The 19,241-nt window shown below is 61.3% G+C and carries 20 protein-coding genes; 9 read left to right on the top strand and 11 right to left on the bottom strand.

Going from position 1 to position 19,241, the window contains the following annotated elements; all coding sequences use genetic code 11:
- The first annotated feature begins 88 nt into the window (after positions 1-88).
- Positions 89-829 (top strand): zinc-ribbon domain-containing protein, encoded by a 741-nt coding sequence (locus QO231_RS18495; protein WP_316779826.1) that lies wholly within the window; start codon positions 89-91, stop codon positions 827-829.
- Here QO231_RS18495 and QO231_RS18490 read toward each other — a convergent pair.
- From QO231_RS18490 to argH, 5 genes are all read right to left on the bottom strand, one after another.
- A complete protein-coding gene (locus QO231_RS18490; RefSeq protein WP_316779823.1) occupies positions 812-3,361 on the bottom strand; it encodes a TIGR02302 family protein in 2,550 nt (849 codons plus the stop codon). The genes QO231_RS18495 and QO231_RS18490 overlap by 18 nt on opposite strands.
- Positions 3,362-3,395: 34 nt before the next feature.
- Positions 3,396-4,661 carry a diaminopimelate decarboxylase gene (lysA, locus tag QO231_RS18485; RefSeq protein WP_316779819.1) on the bottom strand — a complete coding sequence of 422 codons (1,266 nt, stop codon included), beginning with the start codon at positions 4,659-4,661 and terminating at the stop codon, positions 3,396-3,398.
- A 40-nt stretch (positions 4,662-4,701) separates the two neighbouring features.
- Positions 4,702-5,019 (bottom strand): DUF2834 domain-containing protein, encoded by a 318-nt coding sequence (locus QO231_RS18480; protein ID WP_316780078.1) that lies wholly within the window; start codon positions 5,017-5,019, stop codon positions 4,702-4,704.
- A gap of 268 nt (positions 5,020-5,287) precedes the next feature.
- The gene (locus tag QO231_RS18475) at positions 5,288-5,518 is read right to left on the bottom strand and encodes a hypothetical protein (protein ID WP_316779816.1); all 231 of its coding nucleotides are present in this window, start codon (positions 5,516-5,518) and stop codon (positions 5,288-5,290) included.
- A 215-nt stretch (positions 5,519-5,733) separates the two neighbouring features.
- Complete coding sequence (gene argH / locus QO231_RS18470) at positions 5,734-7,122, bottom strand: argininosuccinate lyase (RefSeq protein ID WP_316779814.1); 1,389 nt, start codon at positions 7,120-7,122, stop codon at positions 5,734-5,736.
- Positions 7,123-7,147: 25 nt separating this feature from the next.
- Between argH and QO231_RS18465 the strand changes: the two genes are divergently transcribed.
- The 3 genes from QO231_RS18465 (at position 7,148) to QO231_RS18455 (ending at position 9,135) form a co-directional block, all read left to right on the top strand.
- A complete protein-coding gene (locus QO231_RS18465) occupies positions 7,148-7,717 on the top strand; it encodes a TlpA family protein disulfide reductase (RefSeq protein WP_316779812.1) in 570 nt (189 codons plus the stop codon).
- A 63-nt stretch (positions 7,718-7,780) separates the two neighbouring features.
- Positions 7,781-8,167 carry a hypothetical protein gene (locus QO231_RS18460; RefSeq protein WP_316779809.1) on the top strand — a complete coding sequence of 129 codons (387 nt, stop codon included), beginning with the start codon at positions 7,781-7,783 and terminating at the stop codon, positions 8,165-8,167.
- The gene (locus tag QO231_RS18455) at positions 8,164-9,135 is read left to right on the top strand and encodes a sterol desaturase family protein (protein ID WP_316779806.1); all 972 of its coding nucleotides are present in this window, start codon (positions 8,164-8,166) and stop codon (positions 9,133-9,135) included. Before QO231_RS18460 ends, QO231_RS18455 begins: the two co-directional genes overlap by 4 nt.
- 10 nt (positions 9,136-9,145) lie before the next feature.
- Here the strand turns inward: QO231_RS18455 and QO231_RS18450 are convergent, their stop codons facing one another.
- Positions 9,146-9,730, bottom strand: coding sequence for a DNA-3-methyladenine glycosylase I (locus tag QO231_RS18450; RefSeq protein WP_316779804.1), 585 nt, complete (start codon positions 9,728-9,730; stop codon positions 9,146-9,148).
- A gap of 147 nt (positions 9,731-9,877) precedes the next feature.
- Between QO231_RS18450 and QO231_RS18445 the strand changes: the two genes are divergently transcribed.
- The 4 genes from QO231_RS18445 (at position 9,878) to QO231_RS18430 (ending at position 14,141) form a co-directional block, all read left to right on the top strand.
- Entirely contained in the window at positions 9,878-10,720 is an 843-nt protein-coding gene (locus QO231_RS18445) for an EAL domain-containing protein (protein ID WP_316779801.1), read from the top strand.
- Between the two features lie 171 nt (positions 10,721-10,891).
- Positions 10,892-12,067 (top strand): acetyl-CoA C-acetyltransferase, encoded by a 1,176-nt coding sequence (locus QO231_RS18440; protein WP_316779798.1) that lies wholly within the window; start codon positions 10,892-10,894, stop codon positions 12,065-12,067.
- Between the two features lie 106 nt (positions 12,068-12,173).
- Positions 12,174-12,896, top strand: coding sequence for an acetoacetyl-CoA reductase (phbB, locus tag QO231_RS18435; RefSeq protein ID WP_316779796.1), 723 nt, complete (start codon positions 12,174-12,176; stop codon positions 12,894-12,896).
- Between the two features lie 297 nt (positions 12,897-13,193).
- Positions 13,194-14,141: a transcriptional regulator GcvA gene (locus QO231_RS18430; protein ID WP_316779795.1), complete on the top strand. Its 948-nt coding sequence runs from the start codon at positions 13,194-13,196 to the stop codon at positions 14,139-14,141.
- Between the two features lie 97 nt (positions 14,142-14,238).
- On the opposite strand, the gene QO231_RS18425 is transcribed toward QO231_RS18430, so the two are convergent.
- The 3 genes from QO231_RS18425 to QO231_RS18415 all read right to left on the bottom strand — a co-directional run bounded on the left by QO231_RS18425 (position 14,239) and on the right by QO231_RS18415 (position 15,510).
- Positions 14,239-14,403, bottom strand: coding sequence for a YdcH family protein (locus QO231_RS18425; RefSeq protein ID WP_316779793.1), 165 nt, complete (start codon positions 14,401-14,403; stop codon positions 14,239-14,241).
- 121 nt (positions 14,404-14,524) lie between these two features.
- The gene (locus QO231_RS18420; protein WP_316779791.1) at positions 14,525-15,298 is read right to left on the bottom strand and encodes a tRNA1(Val) (adenine(37)-N6)-methyltransferase; all 774 of its coding nucleotides are present in this window, start codon (positions 15,296-15,298) and stop codon (positions 14,525-14,527) included.
- Positions 15,295-15,510, bottom strand: coding sequence for a putative signal transducing protein (locus QO231_RS18415; RefSeq protein ID WP_316779789.1), 216 nt, complete (start codon positions 15,508-15,510; stop codon positions 15,295-15,297). The genes QO231_RS18420 and QO231_RS18415 overlap by 4 nt, the downstream gene beginning before the upstream one ends.
- A gap of 56 nt (positions 15,511-15,566) precedes the next feature.
- Here QO231_RS18415 and QO231_RS18410 point away from each other — a divergent pair, with 56 nt between their 5' ends.
- A complete protein-coding gene (locus QO231_RS18410; RefSeq protein ID WP_316779786.1) occupies positions 15,567-16,565 on the top strand; it encodes a polyprenyl synthetase family protein in 999 nt (332 codons plus the stop codon).
- Here the strand turns inward: QO231_RS18410 and QO231_RS18405 are convergent.
- A complete protein-coding gene (locus tag QO231_RS18405; protein WP_316779784.1) occupies positions 16,541-17,410 on the bottom strand; it encodes a 4-(cytidine 5'-diphospho)-2-C-methyl-D-erythritol kinase in 870 nt (289 codons plus the stop codon). The genes QO231_RS18410 and QO231_RS18405 overlap by 25 nt on opposite strands.
- A complete protein-coding gene (locus QO231_RS18400; protein ID WP_316780077.1) occupies positions 17,397-19,076 on the bottom strand; it encodes a tetratricopeptide repeat protein in 1,680 nt (559 codons plus the stop codon). Before QO231_RS18400 ends, QO231_RS18405 begins: the two co-directional genes overlap by 14 nt.
- Positions 19,077-19,241: the final 165 nt, after the last annotated feature.

Below are 19,241 nucleotides of genomic sequence, written 5' to 3'. Positions count from 1 at the left end.
ATCGCCCTTTGCGAACCCTCACCGAAACGCATATGGTTGCGTCAGAAGAACAATCCATCAGGCAGTGACCAGGATCAGGAGGGGCAGCATGCGTCTTACATGCCCGAATTGCGGTGCTCAGTACGAAGTGCCTGACAAGGTGATCCCACCACAGGGCCGTGACGTTCAATGCTCAAACTGCGACAAGTCCTGGTTCTTCGAGCACCCCGACCCCTTGGTCCGGGAAGACCCCGACCTGCGGGTGGCGGCCGCCTCGTTTCTGGACGATGATCCTGCGGACGCCGGGCAAATGCCCCAGGCGGCGCCCAGACGCAAACTGGACCCGAATGTCAGCGAGATATTGAAACAGGAAGCTGAACGCGAAGCCCGTTTGCGCAGCCGCGAGATCGCCGAAGCGGAGGGCACCAAAACGGCCCCCGAAGCCGACGCAGCCGACAGCGCCCGCAAGGCGCGCGCGCGGATGGCCCATATGCGTGGTGAGGAACTGGCCGAACCCGCATCAGAGAGCGGGCCCGTGCGGCAACGGGGCGTCCTTCCCGATATCGAGGAAATCAACTCGACCCTGCGTACAACTGATGATGCGACCTATCAGGAATTCATGCAGGAAAAGCCGACGCGCAATGCCGGGTTTCTGCGCGGTATCGCCCTGACCGTTCTGCTGGCCGCGATCCTCGTCCTCGCCTATGTCAACGCCCGGACGATCACCGAAGCGGTGCCGCAGGCGGCGCCCTACGTTAAGGTCTATGTTGCCAAGATCGACGAGGGACGGGTCTGGCTGGCTGGGCTGATCAACGGCTACATGCCCAATGATTCAGAACCGCTCGAGTAGCCTCTGAAGATAGTTGCGTTCGACTTCGGGCCGGTCGCCTTCGCCGGACCGGCGGCGGATTTCGTCGAGCAATTCGCGCGCGCGGCGATACACGTCATCACCCTGCAACAGATTCTCCGGGGTGCCGAGCGAGCCGTTCGAGCCGCTGTTGCGCCCCAGCGGATCGCGATTCTGGGCTTCCATATCGCCTTGCTGCGTTCCCTGCCCCGGCTGGCTTTGCTGCTGGGCTATCGCCTCGCCCAGCGAGCGCATCCCCTCGCGCAAGGCCTCCATCGCTTCGGACTGCCGGTCGATGGCATCGGCATAATCATCCTGCCGCAGCGCCTGTTCCGCGCCGTCCATGGCCCGCCCGGCCCGGTCAAGCGCCTCGCGGGCGGCGTCGCCTTCGGGGGTTCCGCCCCCCGGCAGGTTGCCTTGCTGTCGGCGCAACTCGTCACGCAGGGCTTGCTGGCGGTCCGCCAGGGCGCCCTCGCTGCCGGGTTGTCCGTTCTGCTCGCCTTCGCCGCCCTGACCCCCTTGGCCCTCATGGCTCTGGCCCCGCCCCTGCCCGCCGCTGCGGCCTTCATTTTCTTGGCTTTCACCGGCTTGTGCGCCGGGATTGAACTGTTCCTGCAGGTCGCGAAACGCCTGATCGCTCAACCCTTGCTGTTCGCGCAGGGTTTCGGCCAGGCTTTCCATCGCCTGCTGTCCCTCGGATTTTCCGCCCTGCCCCTGGCCCTGCGTCACGCGCATGTTCTCCATCATCTGCTGGAGTTCCTGCAACGCCTGTTCGGCCTCTGCCATTCGGCCCTGTTCCATCAGCTCCTGAATGCGGTCCATCATGCGTTGCAGATCGTCCTGGGTCATCTGCATCGCGTTTTCCGAGGGTTGCGCCTGCTCGCCCTCCTGGCCCTCTTGCTGGGCCTGACGTGACAGTTGGCGCATGTATTCGTTTGTGGCCTCGCGCAATTCCTGCATCAATTCGGCGATTTCCTGATCGCTGGCGCCGTTCTTCATTGCTTCGCTCAGCCGTTCCTGCGCGCGGCGCAGGCGTTCCAGCGCGTCGCTGAGATCGCCTTCCTCCAGCAACACCGCAAGATCCCAAAGCGCCTCGGCCAGTTCCGCTTGTTGTTCCGCCTTCAAACCGTAGGCCGCAAAGGTCTCCATCCGGCGCAGGATCACGCGAAGCCGCAGATAGGCGGTCTCGGATCGAAAGACGTTGTCCGGTCGATGCGAAATTGCCCGCAGGATCTGTGATACCCGACCGGCATTGTCGCGCGTCCACAGCAGATCGCGGCGCAGTTCCACCACCGCTGCCGCCAACGGGTCAAAGAACCTGCGCGCCGGCAACAGCATCGCTGCGGGATCAGTCTCGGTCACGTGCCCCGCCGCATCCTCTGCGAACAGTCGGATTGTGACCGGCAGATTTGCCCAAGGGTGCTTTGAGAAATCCTCGATCAGGGTTTCCGTGAACATGCGTCGGTCGCCGGCAATGGGCATCGGCAGAGGCACGACAATCGTATCGCGCGCCTCTGGCTCGGCGGCCAACCCATGACGGCGCAGACCGGCATCCGGATCGAGCGTGATTGCCGCCCGGCCGGCGACAACACCATAGTCATCACTGGCGGTGAAAGACAGCGTCATCTCGCCGGTCGCTTCGGCCTCGGCAACTCCGGCGATGGTGATCTGCGGCGGCGTATCGTCGACAACGGCGACTTGCCAGCTTTGCCCGCCAGAGCCGGTGATCTCGATTGCACCGTTCTGAACAACCGTGAAATCCTGCACCGGGTCGGTCAAGGGCTGGTCCACCTCCAGGCGACCCGAAACTGTCTCGGCCAGGGTCAGCGCGCCGACCTCGCCATAAAAGCGCAAGGTGATCCGGCTTCCCTCAGGAACGCGCAGCGTCGGATTGGTCATGTCCTTGAGATAGAGCGTCGGTTTCCCGGTATAGCGCGGCGGCTCGACCCAGCCTTCCCAGGACGGGCCACCTGCCAAATCTGCGCCGCCCGGTGTCATCTCGACGACACTGCCCACCCGCCAGACCGATCCGAACAGCAGTGCGACCAGAAATGCCAACAGCGCCGCATAGCGCAGTGCAAACGGATCACGCCGGGCGATTTTGAGGTCAGGTGCAGGCGCTTTTGCCGCCGCTGCACGATCTGCCATCCGCGCCTGATGCGCCCGCCAGAGTGCAGCGGATTGCATATCGTTTGATCCGATGGCCTGCTCGTCGAGCATGGCCTGAATCGGTCGTCCCGGCAGGGTTTCATCCAGACGCGCCAAGGCCTCGGCCTGGGCGGGCCAGTGAAACCGCCGCAATCCGAAAACCAGGGCCGCGCCAGCGCCCAGCATGGCCAATAGTCCGCAGGCCCAGACGGCTTCGACCGGGATATGGTCCTGTACCCCGAGCATCAGCAGCGCAAGGACCAGCAAGACCACGCTGATCAGCGGCCAGAAACACCGCAGCAGCCGTTCCGCCAGCATCCCGCCGCGCGTCAGCAGCAGCGGCAGGCGCAGCGATTGCAGAACCGGGGGGACTGTAGGTCTGGCCATCAAGCTCTCCGAGCAGCCAAATCGCAGGATTGCGCTAGAGCCACTCGGGGATGGTATCGCGATTTATCATTTCGTCAAAGGTCGGACGCGGCCGGATGACCGCAAATTGATCGCCGTTCACCAAAACTTCGGGAATCAACGGGCGCGCGTTGTATTCGCTGGCCATGACCGCACCGTAGGCCCCGGCGCTGCGAAATGCGATCAGATCGCCCGCGGTCATCGGCGGCAGGTCGCGCTGCTTGGCGAATGTGTCGCCGCTTTCACAGACCGGTCCGACGATATCATAGGGGTGTTGATCGACGCCTGGTTCGGCCTCGATCACTGGCACGATATCATGATAAGCATCATACATCGCCGGGCGGATCAGGTCATTCATCGCGCCGTCGACAATCAGGAAATCCCGGCCTTCGCCGGATTTCAGATAGATCACCTTGCTGACCATGATCCCCGCATTTCCGGCGATCAGACGCCCCGGTTCAATCTCGATTTCACAACCGAGATGGCCCAGCGTCCGCTTGATCAGCGCGCCGTATTCCAGGGGCAAAGGTGGGGCCTCGTTGCTCCGCGCATAGGGAATGCCCAGCCCGCCGCCCAGATCCAGACGCCGGATGTTGTGGCCATCGGCGCGCAGGGTTTCGGTCAGCTCGGCCACCTTGCCATAGGCCTGCTCAAATGGCGCAAGCTCCGTGAGCTGGCTGCCGATATGTACGTCGATTCCGACGATCTCTATGCCCTTCATGGCAGCTGCCATCGCATAGACATCGCGCGCCCGGGCAATCGGGATGCCAAACTTGTTCTCGGATTTGCCCGTGGCGATCTTGGCATGGGTCTTGGCGTCCACGTCCGGGTTCACCCGGATGGTGATTGGCGCGACCTGGCCGAGCGACAGCGCGACGTCGTTCAGCGCCTCCAGCTCAGGCTCGGATTCCACGTTGAATTGGCGAATGCCTCCCTCAAGTGCCGTGCGCATTTCATCGGCTGTCTTGCCAACGCCGGAAAACACGATCCGGTCCCCCGGCACCCCGGCGGCGCGGGCCCGCAGGTATTCGCCGACCGACACCACGTCCATGCCCGCCCCCGCCTGCGCAAGGGTTCTCAGGATTGCCTGATTGCCCGCCGCCTTCATCGCGTAGCAGACCAGGTGGTCGGTCCCCTCCAGTGCGTCGTCAAACAGCGCATAGTGGCGCAGCAGCGTTGCAGTGGAATATGCATAGAACGGGGTTCCGACCGCGGCCGCGATCTCGCTGACCGGCACATCCTCGGCATGCAGAACGCCGTCTTTGTAGAGAAAATGATCCATACCGGCGTCATAGCAAAACCCGCGCCGGGATCAATGACGATCAGAGGCCCGGACGCGACCGCAGGAACAGGTAGAGGGGCAAACCACAGCTGACGCCGATGCAAAACGTCGCCGGAATGGCAACCAGCCCGGCCCAGTTTCGCCGCGCCACGCTTTCAGCGACGACGAACACGGTCAATGCAATTGCGGCGATGGTCAAATCCCAGACGAGCCCGCTGCTGGCGGCATTGGCGTGCCAGGCAACGACCATTCCGCCGAGATCAAAGCCGGTTTCGCCAAACCATTGCAGGAAATAGTACATGGGATGCACGGCACCCCAAATCGCAAGGATCAGATAGATCGGTCGCAGAGCAGGCATCATAAGGGTCTCTTTCATGGTCGGAAACTTGGCCATGGGTGGCAACCCGGCATCGATCAACGACATAGCGGTGTCGCGCCGGTCGGCAAATGCGTCCGCCGCAGCTTGGCGTCGGTCTATGCAGTGCGAATGGACCCGGGGCATGTCTTTCCAGCGTCGCGCGATCCTGTACCGCTGATGCCGGGTTTGATCGGGACCCAGGATTGCATGTGCACTCTCAAAGATATGGCTAGTGCATCGCGCCCTCGGACATGTTCAAGGAGAGTGTCTAGAATCCCAGAAACAACGCAAAAGGTCCCTGATAGAAGCCGACACCGCCATAGGCCCCTCCTCCGCCGGCCCCGACACCGATGCCGACATTGACCGCCGATTGGGCGGTTGCCGGAGGCGGCGGTTGAACGATCAACTCGCCCTCTGGACCGACAAGCGGAGGTGACGGCGAAGATTCACATCCCATCAGGATCAGAAGCACTAGCAAGAATGGTCCCAGTGCCTTCATCCGATGCGCTCCCTATTGCAGATTCAATTGAGACAGACCGGGTGACATGGCCCGGAATGGCGTCGCATTGCGGGTAATGGATACACCGGTGCGCACCTGCCCTGACACTCGAATGCCCGTTTCCGTCTTTTGTTTTGGCGGCGGCGGGGTCGGTTCACCGTCCACGCCACAGCCGGCAAGCAGCACGACACAAAGGCCAACAAGGCAGGGTTTCATCATAGCTTCGCTTTCCACCGTTCAATTTGCGCGCGGACCTGCGACGGGGCGGTCCCTCCGTAGGAGATGCGCGAGTTTACCGAATTTTCAACGCCGAGGACACCAAAGACATCCTTTGTGATATCCGGATGCACCGCCTGCATGTCAGAAAGACCGAGTTCCGGCAGATCACAGCCGCGCTGTTCAGCCACGGCAACCAGCGATCCGGTGATGTGATGCGCGTCCCGGAACGGCAGACCCAGCACCCGCACCAGCCAGTCGGCGAGATCGGTGGCGGTCGAGAAACCGGACCCGGCAGCTGCGGCCAGCGAGTCGCGGTTGGCGTTCATGTCCCTGACCATGCCTTCCATCGCTGCGAGCGCCAGCATCCAGTTGTCGGCTGCGTCAAAGACCTGTTCCTTGTCTTCCTGCATGTCCTTGGAATAGGCCAGCGGCAGCCCCTTCATCACCATCATCAGAGCGGTATTGGCTCCAAATATCCGGCCCACCTTGGCACGGATCAGTTCCGCCGCATCCGGGTTCTTCTTTTGCGGCATGATCGAGGACCCGGTGGAAAACCGGTCGCTCAGAGTGACAAAGCGGAACTGCGCCGAGGACCAGATCACCAGTTCTTCAGCCATCCGGCTGAGGTGCATCGCCGAAATCGACGCCGCCCCCAGAAACTCCAGTGCAAAATCGCGATCGCTGACCGCGTCCAGCGAGTTTGCCGCAGGACGATCAAAGGCAAGTGCCTCTGCGGTCATCTCGCGATCAATGGCAAAGCTGGTGCCTGCAAGGGCCGCGGCCCCCAACGGGCATTCGTTCATCCGCACCCGCGCATCCCGCACGCGCGACAGATCACGCCCGAACATCTCGACATAGGCCATCATGTGATGGCCCCAGGTGACCGGTTGTGCGGTCTGCAGATGGGTAAAGCCCGGCATCACCCAAGCGGCCCCGGCCTCGGCCTGGGCCAACAGCGCCCGAATCAAAGCCAAAAGGCCGGTTTCCGCCGCATCCAGTTGATCGCGCACCCAGAGTTTGAAATCGGTCGCCACCTGATCGTTGCGCGACCTTCCAGTATGCAGGCGGCCCGCTGGCGCGCCGATGATCTCTTTCAAGCGCGCCTCGACATTCATGTGAATGTCCTCAAGCGCATTCGAATAGGCAAACGTTCCTGCCTCGATCTCTGACAATACGGTGAGCAGGCCTTCCCGAATGACCGTGGCATCGCTATCGCTGATGACACCTGTTGCCGCCAGCATTGCGGCATGGGCACGCGACCCGGCAATATCCTGCGCCGCCATCCGCTTGTCGAACCCGATCGAGGCATTTATGGCCTCCATGATCGCGTCCGGTCCGGCGGCAAAGCGGCCACCCCACATCTGGTTCGAGGTCGTATCGGTCATTTTTTGGAAACCCTTCGGAGGGGACATGAGAAAACTGTTGTTCGCGTTCGTTTATACGGCCCTTGCGCTCTGTGCAAACATCGCCCAAGCCGATACCGCCGCGCTGGAAAGCCTGCGCGAAGGGGACATGAAAAAGCTGGTGTTTCATGCAGACCCAAAGCCGGTTTCCGAAAGCGCGTTTACGCTCGCCGACGGCGCGGGCACTGGCACGCTGGCCGACTATCAGGGGAAATACGTGCTCCTGAACTTCTGGGCGACCTGGTGCGCACCCTGCCGCAAGGAAATGCCGATGCTATCCGCGCTCCAGGATGAGTTCGGCGGCGATGATCTCGAGGTGGTGACGCTGGCCACCGGTCGCAATTCGCCGGTCGGTATCCAGAAGTTCTTTGACGAAATCGGCGTTACCAACCTTCCCCGCCATCAGGATCCCCGACAGGTGGTTGCACGCGACATGGCGGTGCTGGGCCTGCCGATCACCGTACTGATCGATCCCGAAGGCAACGAAATCGCGCGATTGCAGGGGGATGCGGACTGGAATTCCGACAGCGCAAAGGCGATACTTGCAGCACTCCTGAACGACGAACCACAAGGGTGACGCTGCGCCACGATTGACAAGTTGATCTCTCGCGGGTCTCTGAAAAACGAGGAGAGAGATCGGATGCCGCTGCAAATCCTGTTGACACTGGTGATCGGGGGGATCGCCGCAATCGCCATGCTGCTGCACATGCTGGGCAAGTCGGCGTTGCTGGCGCTGGACACGAACAGCGCCAAAGAGGCCTGGCTAAGGCATTTTCCCGACGACACGGTTCAGGACCTGCTTGTGGCAGGCGATGGTCACGCCGCGCTGGTCCTGACGGATCGTGGTCCGGGCCTGCTCTGGTCCTTTGGCGCGGACACCGTCGCACGCCATTTGCGCGACTTCACCTACCTTGATGGCGACACGCGACAAACAATCCGCTTTTCCGATTATGGCGCGCCGCGCGTCTGTCTGCGTCTGACCGCGACAGAACGGCAGCGCTGGCAAACGCTGATGAGAGGGACATGACCGAGATGCCCAACTATCCCGAGGTGCTGCAATGGGCCGTGCCGCTCTTTGTGGCGGCGATTCTCGCCGAGCTCCTTTGGATCGTGATCAAGCATCGCGGCGGGCGCTACGAGACCCGTGACGCGCTCACCTCACTGATCCTCGGTGCCGGCAGCGTCGCCGAAGGCATCGTGCTCGGCTTTGTCACCTGGGGGTTCCTCATGGCTCTGTGGGCGATCACGCCGCTGGATCTGGGCCATTCCATCTGGGCGATCCTGTTATTTTTTCTACTGGACGATTTGCGATACTACTGGGTGCACCGGTTCGGCCATCGCATCCGCTGGGTCTGGGCCAGCCATGTCAATCATCACTCCAGCCAGCACTATAACCTCACTACCGCGTTGCGCCAGACATGGACCGGAACATTCACGATGATGATGATCGTGCGCGCGCCCCTGATACTGCTGGGCTTTCACCCGGCACTGGTGCTGTTCGTGGGCGGGCTGAACCTGATCTACCAGTTCTGGATTCACACCGAGGCGATTGGCAAGATGCCCCGCTGGTTCGAGGCGGTGATGAACACGCCCAGCCACCACCGCGTGCACCATGGCCGCAACGCGCGCTATCTCGATGCCAACTATGCCGGCGTCTTCATCATCTGGGACAAGATGTTCGGCACTTTCGTACCGGAACTCGACAGCGAGAAACCGGACTACGGGCTGGTGCAGAACATCGGTACATTCAACCCGATCCGCGCGGTTTTTCACGAATGGGTCAGCCTGTTTCGCGATGTGTCGCAGCCCGGTCTGAGCCCGCGTCAGCGGTTGGGATATGCGTTTGGTCCGCCCGGCTACAGCCATGATGGCAGCCGTGATACTTCATTGGGCATCAAGGCCAAACACCTGGCCCGCAATCCGCAGGACCGGGGAACGCCGGGGTTTTCAGACGAATTGCCGCCCGCCAGTGACAGATTGCACGCGCAACCCTGAAGCACGAGTTTCAGGGCGCTTTCCGCTCCGTCACCAACCGCGCGACTTCGGCGTGTCTCGGGCAGGTCACCAGGTGATCGTTCACCAACCCGACTGCCTGCATGAAGGCATAGACGATCGTCGGGCCGCAAAAGCGGAATCCGGCCTTTTTCAGGTCTTTGGAAATCTGCGTCGAAAGCGGCGTCTGGGCGGGCACCTCGGCCAGGCTTGCCCATTGATTCTGTAGCGGCGTGCCTCCGACATAGTTCCAAAGAAACCGATCAAATCCCTGTTGCTGTTCAATTTTCTGCCAGGCGCGCGCATTTCCTATCGTCGCTTCGATCTTGCCCCGATGCCTGATGATACCGGCATCCCCCAGCAGGCGCGCAACCTCGTCTTCGCCCCAGCCGGCGATGATGTTGGGATCAAAGCCGTGAAACGCGGCTCGAAAATTCTCGCGTTTCTTGAGGATGGTGAGCCAACTCAGCCCGGCCTGAAAGCCGTCGAGAACCAATTTTTCCCACAACGCGCGACCGTCGTATTCCGGCACGCCCCAATCCGTATCGTGATACTCCTCGTAGATTTGTTCTGGCCCTGCCCATCCGCATCGGTCCATTGCGACGCCCTCCTTCATGCCTCTGACGGATTTGAACCAGTTTCATCGAAAAAGCGAGGTTTAAGGTGATCTTCACTCGCCGCAATCATCCTGCCCCTGCCGTGGGTGATCTGCGGTCGCAATCTGTTCCCGAACCGAGAGGATTCAATGTCGAGACGCCGCAAGATAAATGCCGACATTCCCGAAGGCGGACACAGCCCACTTGATGCTGTCGTCACCAGCCGCGACAAACAGACGTTGGACATGGTGAGACAGGCCGTTCAGTCAGGACAGACCATGCTGGCGTTTCAACCCGTTCTGCAGGCCAGGCCACCACAACAGGTTGCATTTTACGAGGGTCTCATCCGCGTGCTGGACCAAAGCGGTCGGGTCATCCCTGCCCGCACCTTCATGTCGGCAATCGAATCTACGGAACTCGGCCGCGAGATCGACTGCCTTGCCCTTGAAACCGGGCTGCGCACGCTTGCCGCAAATCCGTCGATCCGGCTCTCGCTCAACATGTCCGTCCGCTCGGTCGGGTACAAACGATGGATGCGCATTCTTGATCGCCACCTGAAAAATGATGCGACGGTCGGGGAGCGGCTGGTTCTTGAAATCTCGGAGCAATCCGCGATGATGATGCCGGATCTCACCGTTGACTTCATGGATGGCCTGCAGGACCGCAACATTGGCTTCGCGCTCGACAACTTTGGCAGCGGAGCCCTCGTCTTGCAGTATCTGAATGAATTCTACTTCGACGCGGTCAAGCTAAACGGGGCGTTCATGCATCGTCTTCAGGGAAATCCCGACAACCAAAGCATCGTACGGGCCTTGATCGCGGTGGCAAAGCAATTTGACATGTTGATCATCGCCGGATCGGTCGAGCGAAGGGCAGACGCCGAACTGCTCGTATCTGCCGGGGTGGATTGCCTGCAAGGCCATCTGTTCGGCGCGCCAACGGTCCGGCCCCCGTGGATTGCGCAAACAGGGAAACGCCGCGGTCGCGGCTAACCGGCTGCTGCGCCGACCTCTGATCGCTGCCCGGCACACACAACCTGTTGCTGCCCCGGCGCTAATCCACTATGTCCCGATGCGGGGGTGGGGAATTCGCGCGACGGTTGCGCCTGCTGACGTAACCGTCATCTTTCCCTGCACCAGCACGCTGGCAAAGGATTTGCGAAAATGACGAACGTAGTAATTGCATCGGCTGCTCGGACCGGGGTTGGCAGTTTTGCCGGCTCATTCGCTAACACACCTGCCCACGATCTGGGGTCTGCGGTGCTCGAGGCAGTGGTAGAGCGGGCCGGGATCGACAAGGCCGAAGTCTCTGAAACCATTCTCGGACAGGTCCTGACCGCGGCGCAGGGCCAGAACCCTGCCCGCCAGGCCCACATCAATGCCGGTCTTCCGCAGGAAAGCGCTGCCTGGGGCATCAATCAGGTTTGTGGTTCGGGCCTGCGTGCGGTCGCCCTTGGTGCACAGCACATCCAATTGGGCGATGCCGATATCGTCGCCGCCGGCGGTCAGGAAAACATGTCGCTTTCGGCCCACGCAGCCAACCTGCGCGCGGGCCAAAAGATGGGAGACATGAAATACATCGACACCATGATCCGCGACGGGCTTTGGGACGCTTTCAATGGCTACCACATGGGCCAGACCGCTGAAAACGTTGCCGAAAAATGGCAAATTTCGCGCGAACAGCAGGATGAGTTCGCCGTAGCCAGCCAGAACAAGGCAGAGGCGGCCCAAAAAGCCGGCAAGTTCGCAGACGAAATCACGCCCTTCACGATCAAGACCCGCAAGGGCGACATCGTGATGGACAAGGACGAGTACATCCGCCACGGAGCCACCATGGACGCGATGGCGAAACTGCGTCCGGCTTTTGCCAAGGACGGGTCGGTCACCGCCGCCAATGCATCGGGCCTGAATGATGGTGCCGCCGCAACTCTGCTGATGACCGCCCAGAACGCTGAAAAGCGCGGCATCGAACCGCTCGCGCGCATCGTGTCTTATGCCACTGCGGGTCTGGACCCGTCGATCATGGGCGTCGGCCCGATCTATGCCTCGCGCAAGGCGTTGGAAAAGGCAGGCTGGAAGCCCGAAGACCTCGATCTTGTCGAAGCAAACGAAGCCTTTGCCGCGCAGGCCTGTGCCGTGAACAAGGACATGGGCTGGGATCCGGCCATCGTCAACGTCAACGGTGGCGCGATTGCCATCGGTCACCCGATCGGCGCCTCCGGCGCGCGCGTTCTGAACACGCTGCTCTTCGAAATGAAGCGCCGCGATGCCAAGAAGGGTCTTGCGACCCTGTGCATCGGTGGCGGCATGGGCGTCGCGCTCTGCGTCGAACGCGACTAATGCGATAGGGGGTTGCAGTGCGGCACCTTGCCGGATTGCAACCCTTTCCACGAGCAAGCAAATCAACAATAAATCAAATCACAACCTGATTTTGGAGGAGACATAAATGTCCAGAACCGCCCTTGTCACCGGTGGCAGCCGTGGAATCGGTGCCGCCATTTCCAAGGCCCTCAAGGCCGAAGGCTATGACGTCGCCGCAACCTATGCCGGCAACGACGAAGCCGCTGCGAGCTTTACCGAGGAAACCGGCATCAAGACCTACAAATGGGATGTGGCCAACTACGACTCCTCCAAGGAAGGTATCGCGCAGGTCGAGGGTGATCTTGGCCCGATCGACGTCGTGGTCGCCAACGCCGGCATCACCCGTGATGCGCCGTTCCACAAGATGACACCCGAACAGTGGCAGCAGGTCATCGACACCAACCTGACCGGCGTGTTCAACACCGTTCACCCGATCTGGCCCGGCATGCGCGAGCGCAAGTTCGGCCGCGTGATCGTGATCAGTTCGGTCAATGGACAAAAGGGCCAGTTCGCCCAGACCAATTATGCCGCGACCAAGGCCGGCGATATCGGCATCGTCCGGTCGCTGGCGCAGGAAGGGGCACGTGCGGGCATCACCGCCAACGCCATCTGCCCGGGCTACATCGCCACCGACATGGTCATGGCGGTTCCGGAGAAAGTACGCGAGAGCATCATCGCCCAGATCCCCGCAGGTCGCCTCGGCGAGCCGGAAGAGATCGCGCGCTGCGTGGTGTTCCTGGCCTCGGACGACGCCGGTTTCGTCAACGGCTCGACGATTAGCGCAAATGGCGCGCAGTTCTTCGGCTGATCCGTCACAGACCATCGTCTGAAATTGAACAGGGCCGGTCTCACCAGACCGGCCCTTTTTCGGGTCTAACCCTTGCCGCGTCCCGGCACCAACCAGTGCCATGCGCCTCGGAACGCGTGGGCACGGTCCTCATGCGCGATTTGAAATATGCGGCGGGTTGCGGGATCGGTCGTGCTTTCCAACATGGCGAAACTCTCTTGCATCAGTTTTTCTAGCTCTATACGCACTATGTTCCTTGCCAGAAGTCTTTACAAACGAGGGTTTTCAATCAGTCGGGCAAGTATTATTTAACTGACAATGCCTGATCGCCTGCCACCCCTGACTGCCCTGCGGGCCTTTGATGCCGCTGCACGGCATATGTCTTTCGCCCGCGCGGCCGGTGAATTGAACGTCACCCCTGCCGCCCTCTCGTTTCAAATCAAATCACTCGAGGATCATCTGGGCCAACCCCTGTTCCGGCGCCTCAACCGTGCTGTGGAACTGACTGCGGCCGGTCGTATCCTCGCGCCCGGTGCCGCCGAAGGGTTCCAGACCCTGAGCGCCGCATGGCTCCAGACCCGTAGACTGCGGGACAACCGAACCCTGACGGTTACTGCGGGGCCGGCCTTTACTGCGAAATGGCTGGCCCCCCGTTTCTACGATTTTGCCCGCGCCCATCCTGACATCGATCTGCGGTTCTCTGCGGGTCTGCGGATCATGGATTTCGAGCGTGACGAAATCGACGTGGCGATTCGCTTTGGGCTTGGTCCGGATCCGGGCCTGTTTGCCGAACCGCTGGCGGTTGAATGGCTGACACCGGTCATGACGCCAGAACTCGCCAAAAGATACCCCACACCCGACGATCTGAGCAGCGCGCCTCTGCTGTTCGACGACTCGCTTGATTTTCTGGACACGAAATGTGATTGGGCCGCCTGGTTCAGGGCGGCGGGCATGGATTTCGTTCCCCACCATGGTGTGCAGTTTTCGCAGGCCGATCACGCCATAGATGCAGCGCTCGCCGGTGCTGGAGTGGTTCTGGGGCGACGGGCGCTGGTGGTGAAAGACCTGGATGAGTGCCGGCTGGTGGCACCTTATCGGCTGGCACTCACGCTTGATGCTCAATTTCGCTTCCTGTGCCCCGAGGGTTTGCAGGAACGGCCTCACATCAAGGCGTTTCGCAAATGGATATGGTCTGAAATCGAAAAAACCGCAAACATCTCTGAAGGCCTTCAACTTGTCGCAGCCAAGGATGTTCCGCCGGCATAGGACAGCCGCAACGCCGCAACGAAAAAGGGCGCGGCCAAAGTGCCACGCCCAGAATCAGATTCGAATGCACTGTGCATTCGGCTGATGAGAAGAGTGTCTAGGTCGACAGACGCTCGATCTCTTCTTTCAGTCTTAATTTTTGTTTCTTCAGTTCCGCCACGTGAAGCCCATCAACACCGGGTGCACGCTGCGCTTCTTCGACTTCGCTACTCAGGTGCTGGTGCTTCTTTTTCAGTTCGATCAGGTGCGAGCTCAAGCTCATGGCGGTCCTCCTCTGAGTAAGTTGCACGATGATTTGAGCATATTCTTTGCGATCTGTCACGCCGCATGCGCAACGAACTGTATTAGTTTGTCATAACCGGCAGCCGCTGTGCGGTTCATGCTCAGCCGTCCGGCCACTCCAACGCCTGCCCATCGCGCAGGATCGCGGAGACCGCAGCGGAATAGCTGTCTGCGTCGCGCTCGTGGCGCGTGCCAACGTGCATCAGGCAGGGCGCATGAAGGCGAAATGGCGCGCGCCCGTCCTTGCGGGCGCGCAGGATGACCATGCCGGGTGCCCTACCCTCACGAGCGCTCAGGGGCAGCACCTCGACCGAGCCGAGCCTGCCCACGCACCCGGCCAGCATGTCGGGCAGACGATCCGCGCGCTGGATCATGTGCAGATAGCCCCGCGGGGCCAGCCGGCGCGCCGCAACCGCGAGCCAATCCTCCAGCGGTGTATCTGATTCGCTCAGCGCCACGCCACGCCCTGCATTCTGCGCCACGCTGTGCGCACCGGGACTGTAATAGGGAGGGTTCGCGATGACATGGTCAAAGCGTGCGCTGCGCACCGGTTCGGGCAGCGCGTTCAGGTCGGACGCCACAACATTGAACGCAACACCGTTTTCAAGTCCGTTTCCCTGCGCAAGGTCGGCGTAGAGCGGCTGCAATTCCACACCCCACAGTTCGAGCCCCGGCACGCGCGTCGCCAGACACAGCGCCGCAGCCCCTGCCCCGCAGCCCAGATCGAGCACAGCCTGTCCAGGTCGCGCATTGACCGTGGCCGCCAGCAGAACGGGATCCACGCCCGCACGATAGCCATTGCGCGGCTGAAACAGATGCAGGCGACCGCCCAGAAACGCATCCCGCGTCAGGTCATCAATCGCCTCAGCGCTCATTTGTCCATCGGGATTTCGTTGTCGCGCATGACCCGTGCCGCTCGGTCATAATCCTCGCTGCGCACCATCATCCTGCGGGGAAAGATACCGATGCCGCCTTCGAGGATGCTCATGTTTACGTCCATCTGAAAGCAGTCTATATCCTCGCCCTGAAGAAGGGCGGACGCAAAGGCCATGACGGTCGGGTCGGTGCTGCGCAAAAGTTCCTTCATGACGCAGGATGTAAGGCCAGGGAGCGATGAATGTCGAGCCTTGAAGCAGGAGTGTGATGAACATCAACACCGCGACCAAACCGCATGAACGTCTGGCGGCAACCCTTACGGAGGATCTTGCCGCCGCAAATACGTTGATCCGCGCCCGTATGGCGTCGGAACACGCACCTCGTATCCCCGAGGTTACCGCGCATCTGGTCGAGGCCGGAGGCAAGCGGTTGCGGCCCATGCTGACCCTCGCTGCGGCTCGGATGTGCGGCTATGACGGCCCGTATCATATCCACCTCGCCGCCACGGTCGAATTCATCCACACCGCCACGTTGCTGCACGATGACGTGGTCGACGAAAGCGGTCAGCGGCGCGGACGGCCAACGGCCAACCTGCTCTGGGACAACAAGTCCAGCGTGCTGGTCGGGGACTACCTGTTTGCCCGCAGCTTTCAATTGATGGTCGAGACCGGCTCCCTTCGGGTGCTCGATATTCTGGCCAATGCCGCGGCCACCATTGCCGAAGGCGAGGTTCTGCAACTGACGGCCGCGCAAAACCTTGCAACCGACGAAGAGATCTACCTCAAGATCGTGCGCGGCAAGACCGCGGCGCTGTTCTCGGCGGCAACCGAGGTGGGCGGCGTCATCGCCGGCGCACCGGCAGAGCAGATCCAGGCGTTGTACGACTATGGCGATGCCCTGGGGATCGCGTTTCAGATTGCCGATGACCTGTTGGACTACCAGGGCGACAGCGCGGCGACCGGCAAGAATGTCGGAGACGATTTTCGCGAGCGCAAACTGACCCTGCCGGTGATCAAGTCGGTGGCCCGCGCCACGCCGGAAGAGCGTGCCTTTTGGGTTCGCACGATCGAAAAGGGCCAGCAGTCAGAGGGCGATCTGGACACGGCCCTGTCTCTGATGGCCAAGTACGACACGCTGGAAGAGACCCGCGCTGACGCTGTCGCATGGACAGACAAGGCGCGCGCCGCGCTGACACGGCTTCCCGATCATCCAATCCGCCGAATGCTTGACGATCTCTCTGACTACGTGGTGTCGCGTCTGCTCTGACCCTCTGGGGCCTCGCCGCCCAATATGACTGCCTGTACCCACCACTCAGGGTGCGCGCGGCGCAATGCGTGGCATTCGGCCCTGGCTGCGCCAGGTGTCTTGAACAGGCCAAAGCAAGTTGCCCCCGACCCGCTCATCCGGGCAAAAACCGCATTCTGGTCGCGCAACGCCGCAAGACAGTCCCCAATCGACGGACAGAGCTGCATCGCGGGGCCTTCCAGATCATTGCGCTGTTGTGCCAGCCATTTGGCGCAGTCTGCGACGCTGGAAAATGCAGGAACATCCGGCATCGGCGTGCCATTCCTGAACGTCAGGGCGCGAAACACATCCGGTGTATGCACCGCCAGGCCAGGGTTGACCAGGATGGCAGGCAGCGGCGGAATTGCCGGGACCGGATCAATGCGCTCCCCGATACCGCCCATGCGCAGGCTTTTGCCCGCGAGGCAGATCGGCACATCCGCGCCCAGTTCCAGTATCTGTTCCGGTGTCGGGATCGCCGCACCGTGACTGATGCAAAGAGCCCGCAAGGTCGCGGCGGCATCTGCCGACCCACCACCGATTCCCGCTGCGGCCGGCAAGTGTTTATCGAGCGTGATCAAGGCATCGGACACCCCGGCCAACCGCGCCGCGCACAGCACCAGATTATCTTCGCCACCCGGCAGCCCCGCCGCCTTCGGGCCCGAGATACGCAGGGTCAAACCTTCTGCTTCGTGTACCGAAACCGTGTCACCATAGTCTGCGAACACCACCAGCGAATCCAGCAGGTGATAACCGTCTTGCCGCTGTCCGGTGACGTGGAGAGTGAGGTTGATCTTGGCCCGGGCAAGCGCCTTAGCCTTCGTCATTGACGACCTTCAGCGGGTCCGATCCTTCCTCGACAAGAACCTGATCCAACCCGATTTCGAGCTTGCGGCGAATGCGATCCGGATCGGCCTCGCTGTCCGTGTCTTCGGGATCGATAAAGGACATGGCGCGTTTCCACTGGAATTCCGCCTCCCGGAACCTTCCAACCGCCCAATACACATCACCCAGATGATCGTTGACCACCGCGTCCACAGGCATCAGTTCCACGGCGGTTTCCATATGCCCGACCGCCTCTTCGTAGCGACCCAGACGGAACAGAACCCAGCCGAGGCTATCTACGATATAGCCGCTGTCCGGACGCGCCGCGACGGCCCGTTCGATCATGCCAAGCGCCTCGTCCAGGTTGGATTTGCGCTCGACCAGCGAATAGCCGAGATAGTTCAGGACCTGTGGTTGATCCGGGTTGATTTTCAGGGCGCTGCGGAAATCAGCCTCGGCATTTTCCCATTGCTTCAACCGTTCGTGGCTGATGCCCCGTGCATAAAAAAGGAACCACCGTGCCGGAGAGCCTTCGTCGGAGTATTCAAGCGCGCTGTCATAGGCCTTGATGGCCTCGGCGTATTGTTCTTGTTGCCGCTGCAAATCGCCCAATGCGGAATAGACCGGTGCCAGCGTTGGATGATCCGTTGCCAGACGCTCCAGAACCTCGATTGCCGCATCCGGTTTTGCCGCGCGCCGCAACGCTTCGGCGCGGCCCATTTCGGCGGCGTGATAGTCCGGGCTATCCGACGGGATCTGTTTGTAGGTGGCGACCGCCAGATCATATTGGCCGAGCGCATCCAGCAACTGAGCGCTGAGCAACAGCGAGTCGACATGCTCCGGGCGCAGGTAGGATGCGGTTCTAACATAGACCAGCACATAGTCGTCGGAGGCTTCGCCGTGCAGGGCCTGCCCGATCGAGAAAAACACTTCGGCCATTCCGTCGCGAACCGATGTGACCTGCGTGAAGGGCAACTGCTCGCCCGCCGCGAGCCTGTCGGCCACATCCTGCAACCCCGGATCGAGCGTCGTGCCAAAGGCGTTCTCAAGAAATGCGCTCGCGTCCTCGTTGCGTTCAAGCTGCGACAGGATTTGCGCCCGCGCGATTGCGGCCCCGCGCGACAGGATCGAAAGACCGGTGCTCTCATCCGCAAAAATCGCCTCGGCACCTTCGAAATCGCCCACGGATGCGAGCGCCAGTGCCTTGTGATAGAGGGCAAAGCTGCGCAGACCCTTTTCTTCAGAGACAACGTCGAACTGTTCCAGCGCCTTGGCGACCGATCCGGCCCCCATATGCGCCCAGCCCGTGACCAGCCCGTCCACCAACGGACCGCTGCCGAGGGTTTCCGGATCGCGTGCCAGAAGTGCGTCATAGCGGGCGTTCGCGATCAGGTCGGTGATGACAACCAGATGTGCCACCTGGCTTCGCAAGCCCAACTTTTCCATATGTTTGGCAACCGGCAGCGCCTTGTCGATCCGACCGAGCGCCAGTTGTGACAGAACCACCTGTTCCATCAGGTTGGGGTTCTGGCGATCCCGCGTCAGGGCGCGCGTGTAATAGGCGGCGGCCTGATCAAAGTCGCTGGAGATCAGCGCATGGCGACCAGCAAGATAGGCTCCTGCAGACGAGTCTGCCTGCGCAGCAATAGGTGCGCCGATTGCAAGCATGGCCGCTGCGAGCGCCACGCCGCGTAGAAAAGAATGTGTCAAGGGACCTGCCTCGTCGGTTCAACTGAGCGACAAATTAGGCCTCCTGCGGGGCCGAAGCAATGGCGCAACAGGATCTATCCCGCCATTCTCCCTCAAATTGGGCAATTCCGCGACGAAACATGC

It is taken from the genome of Sedimentitalea todarodis (assembly GCF_032595355.1).
Classification (GTDB): domain Bacteria; phylum Pseudomonadota; class Alphaproteobacteria; order Rhodobacterales; family Rhodobacteraceae; genus Sedimentitalea; species Sedimentitalea todarodis.
Note: the sequence above shows the minus strand (reverse complement) of the source record. Positions and strands in the feature narration are given on the sequence as shown.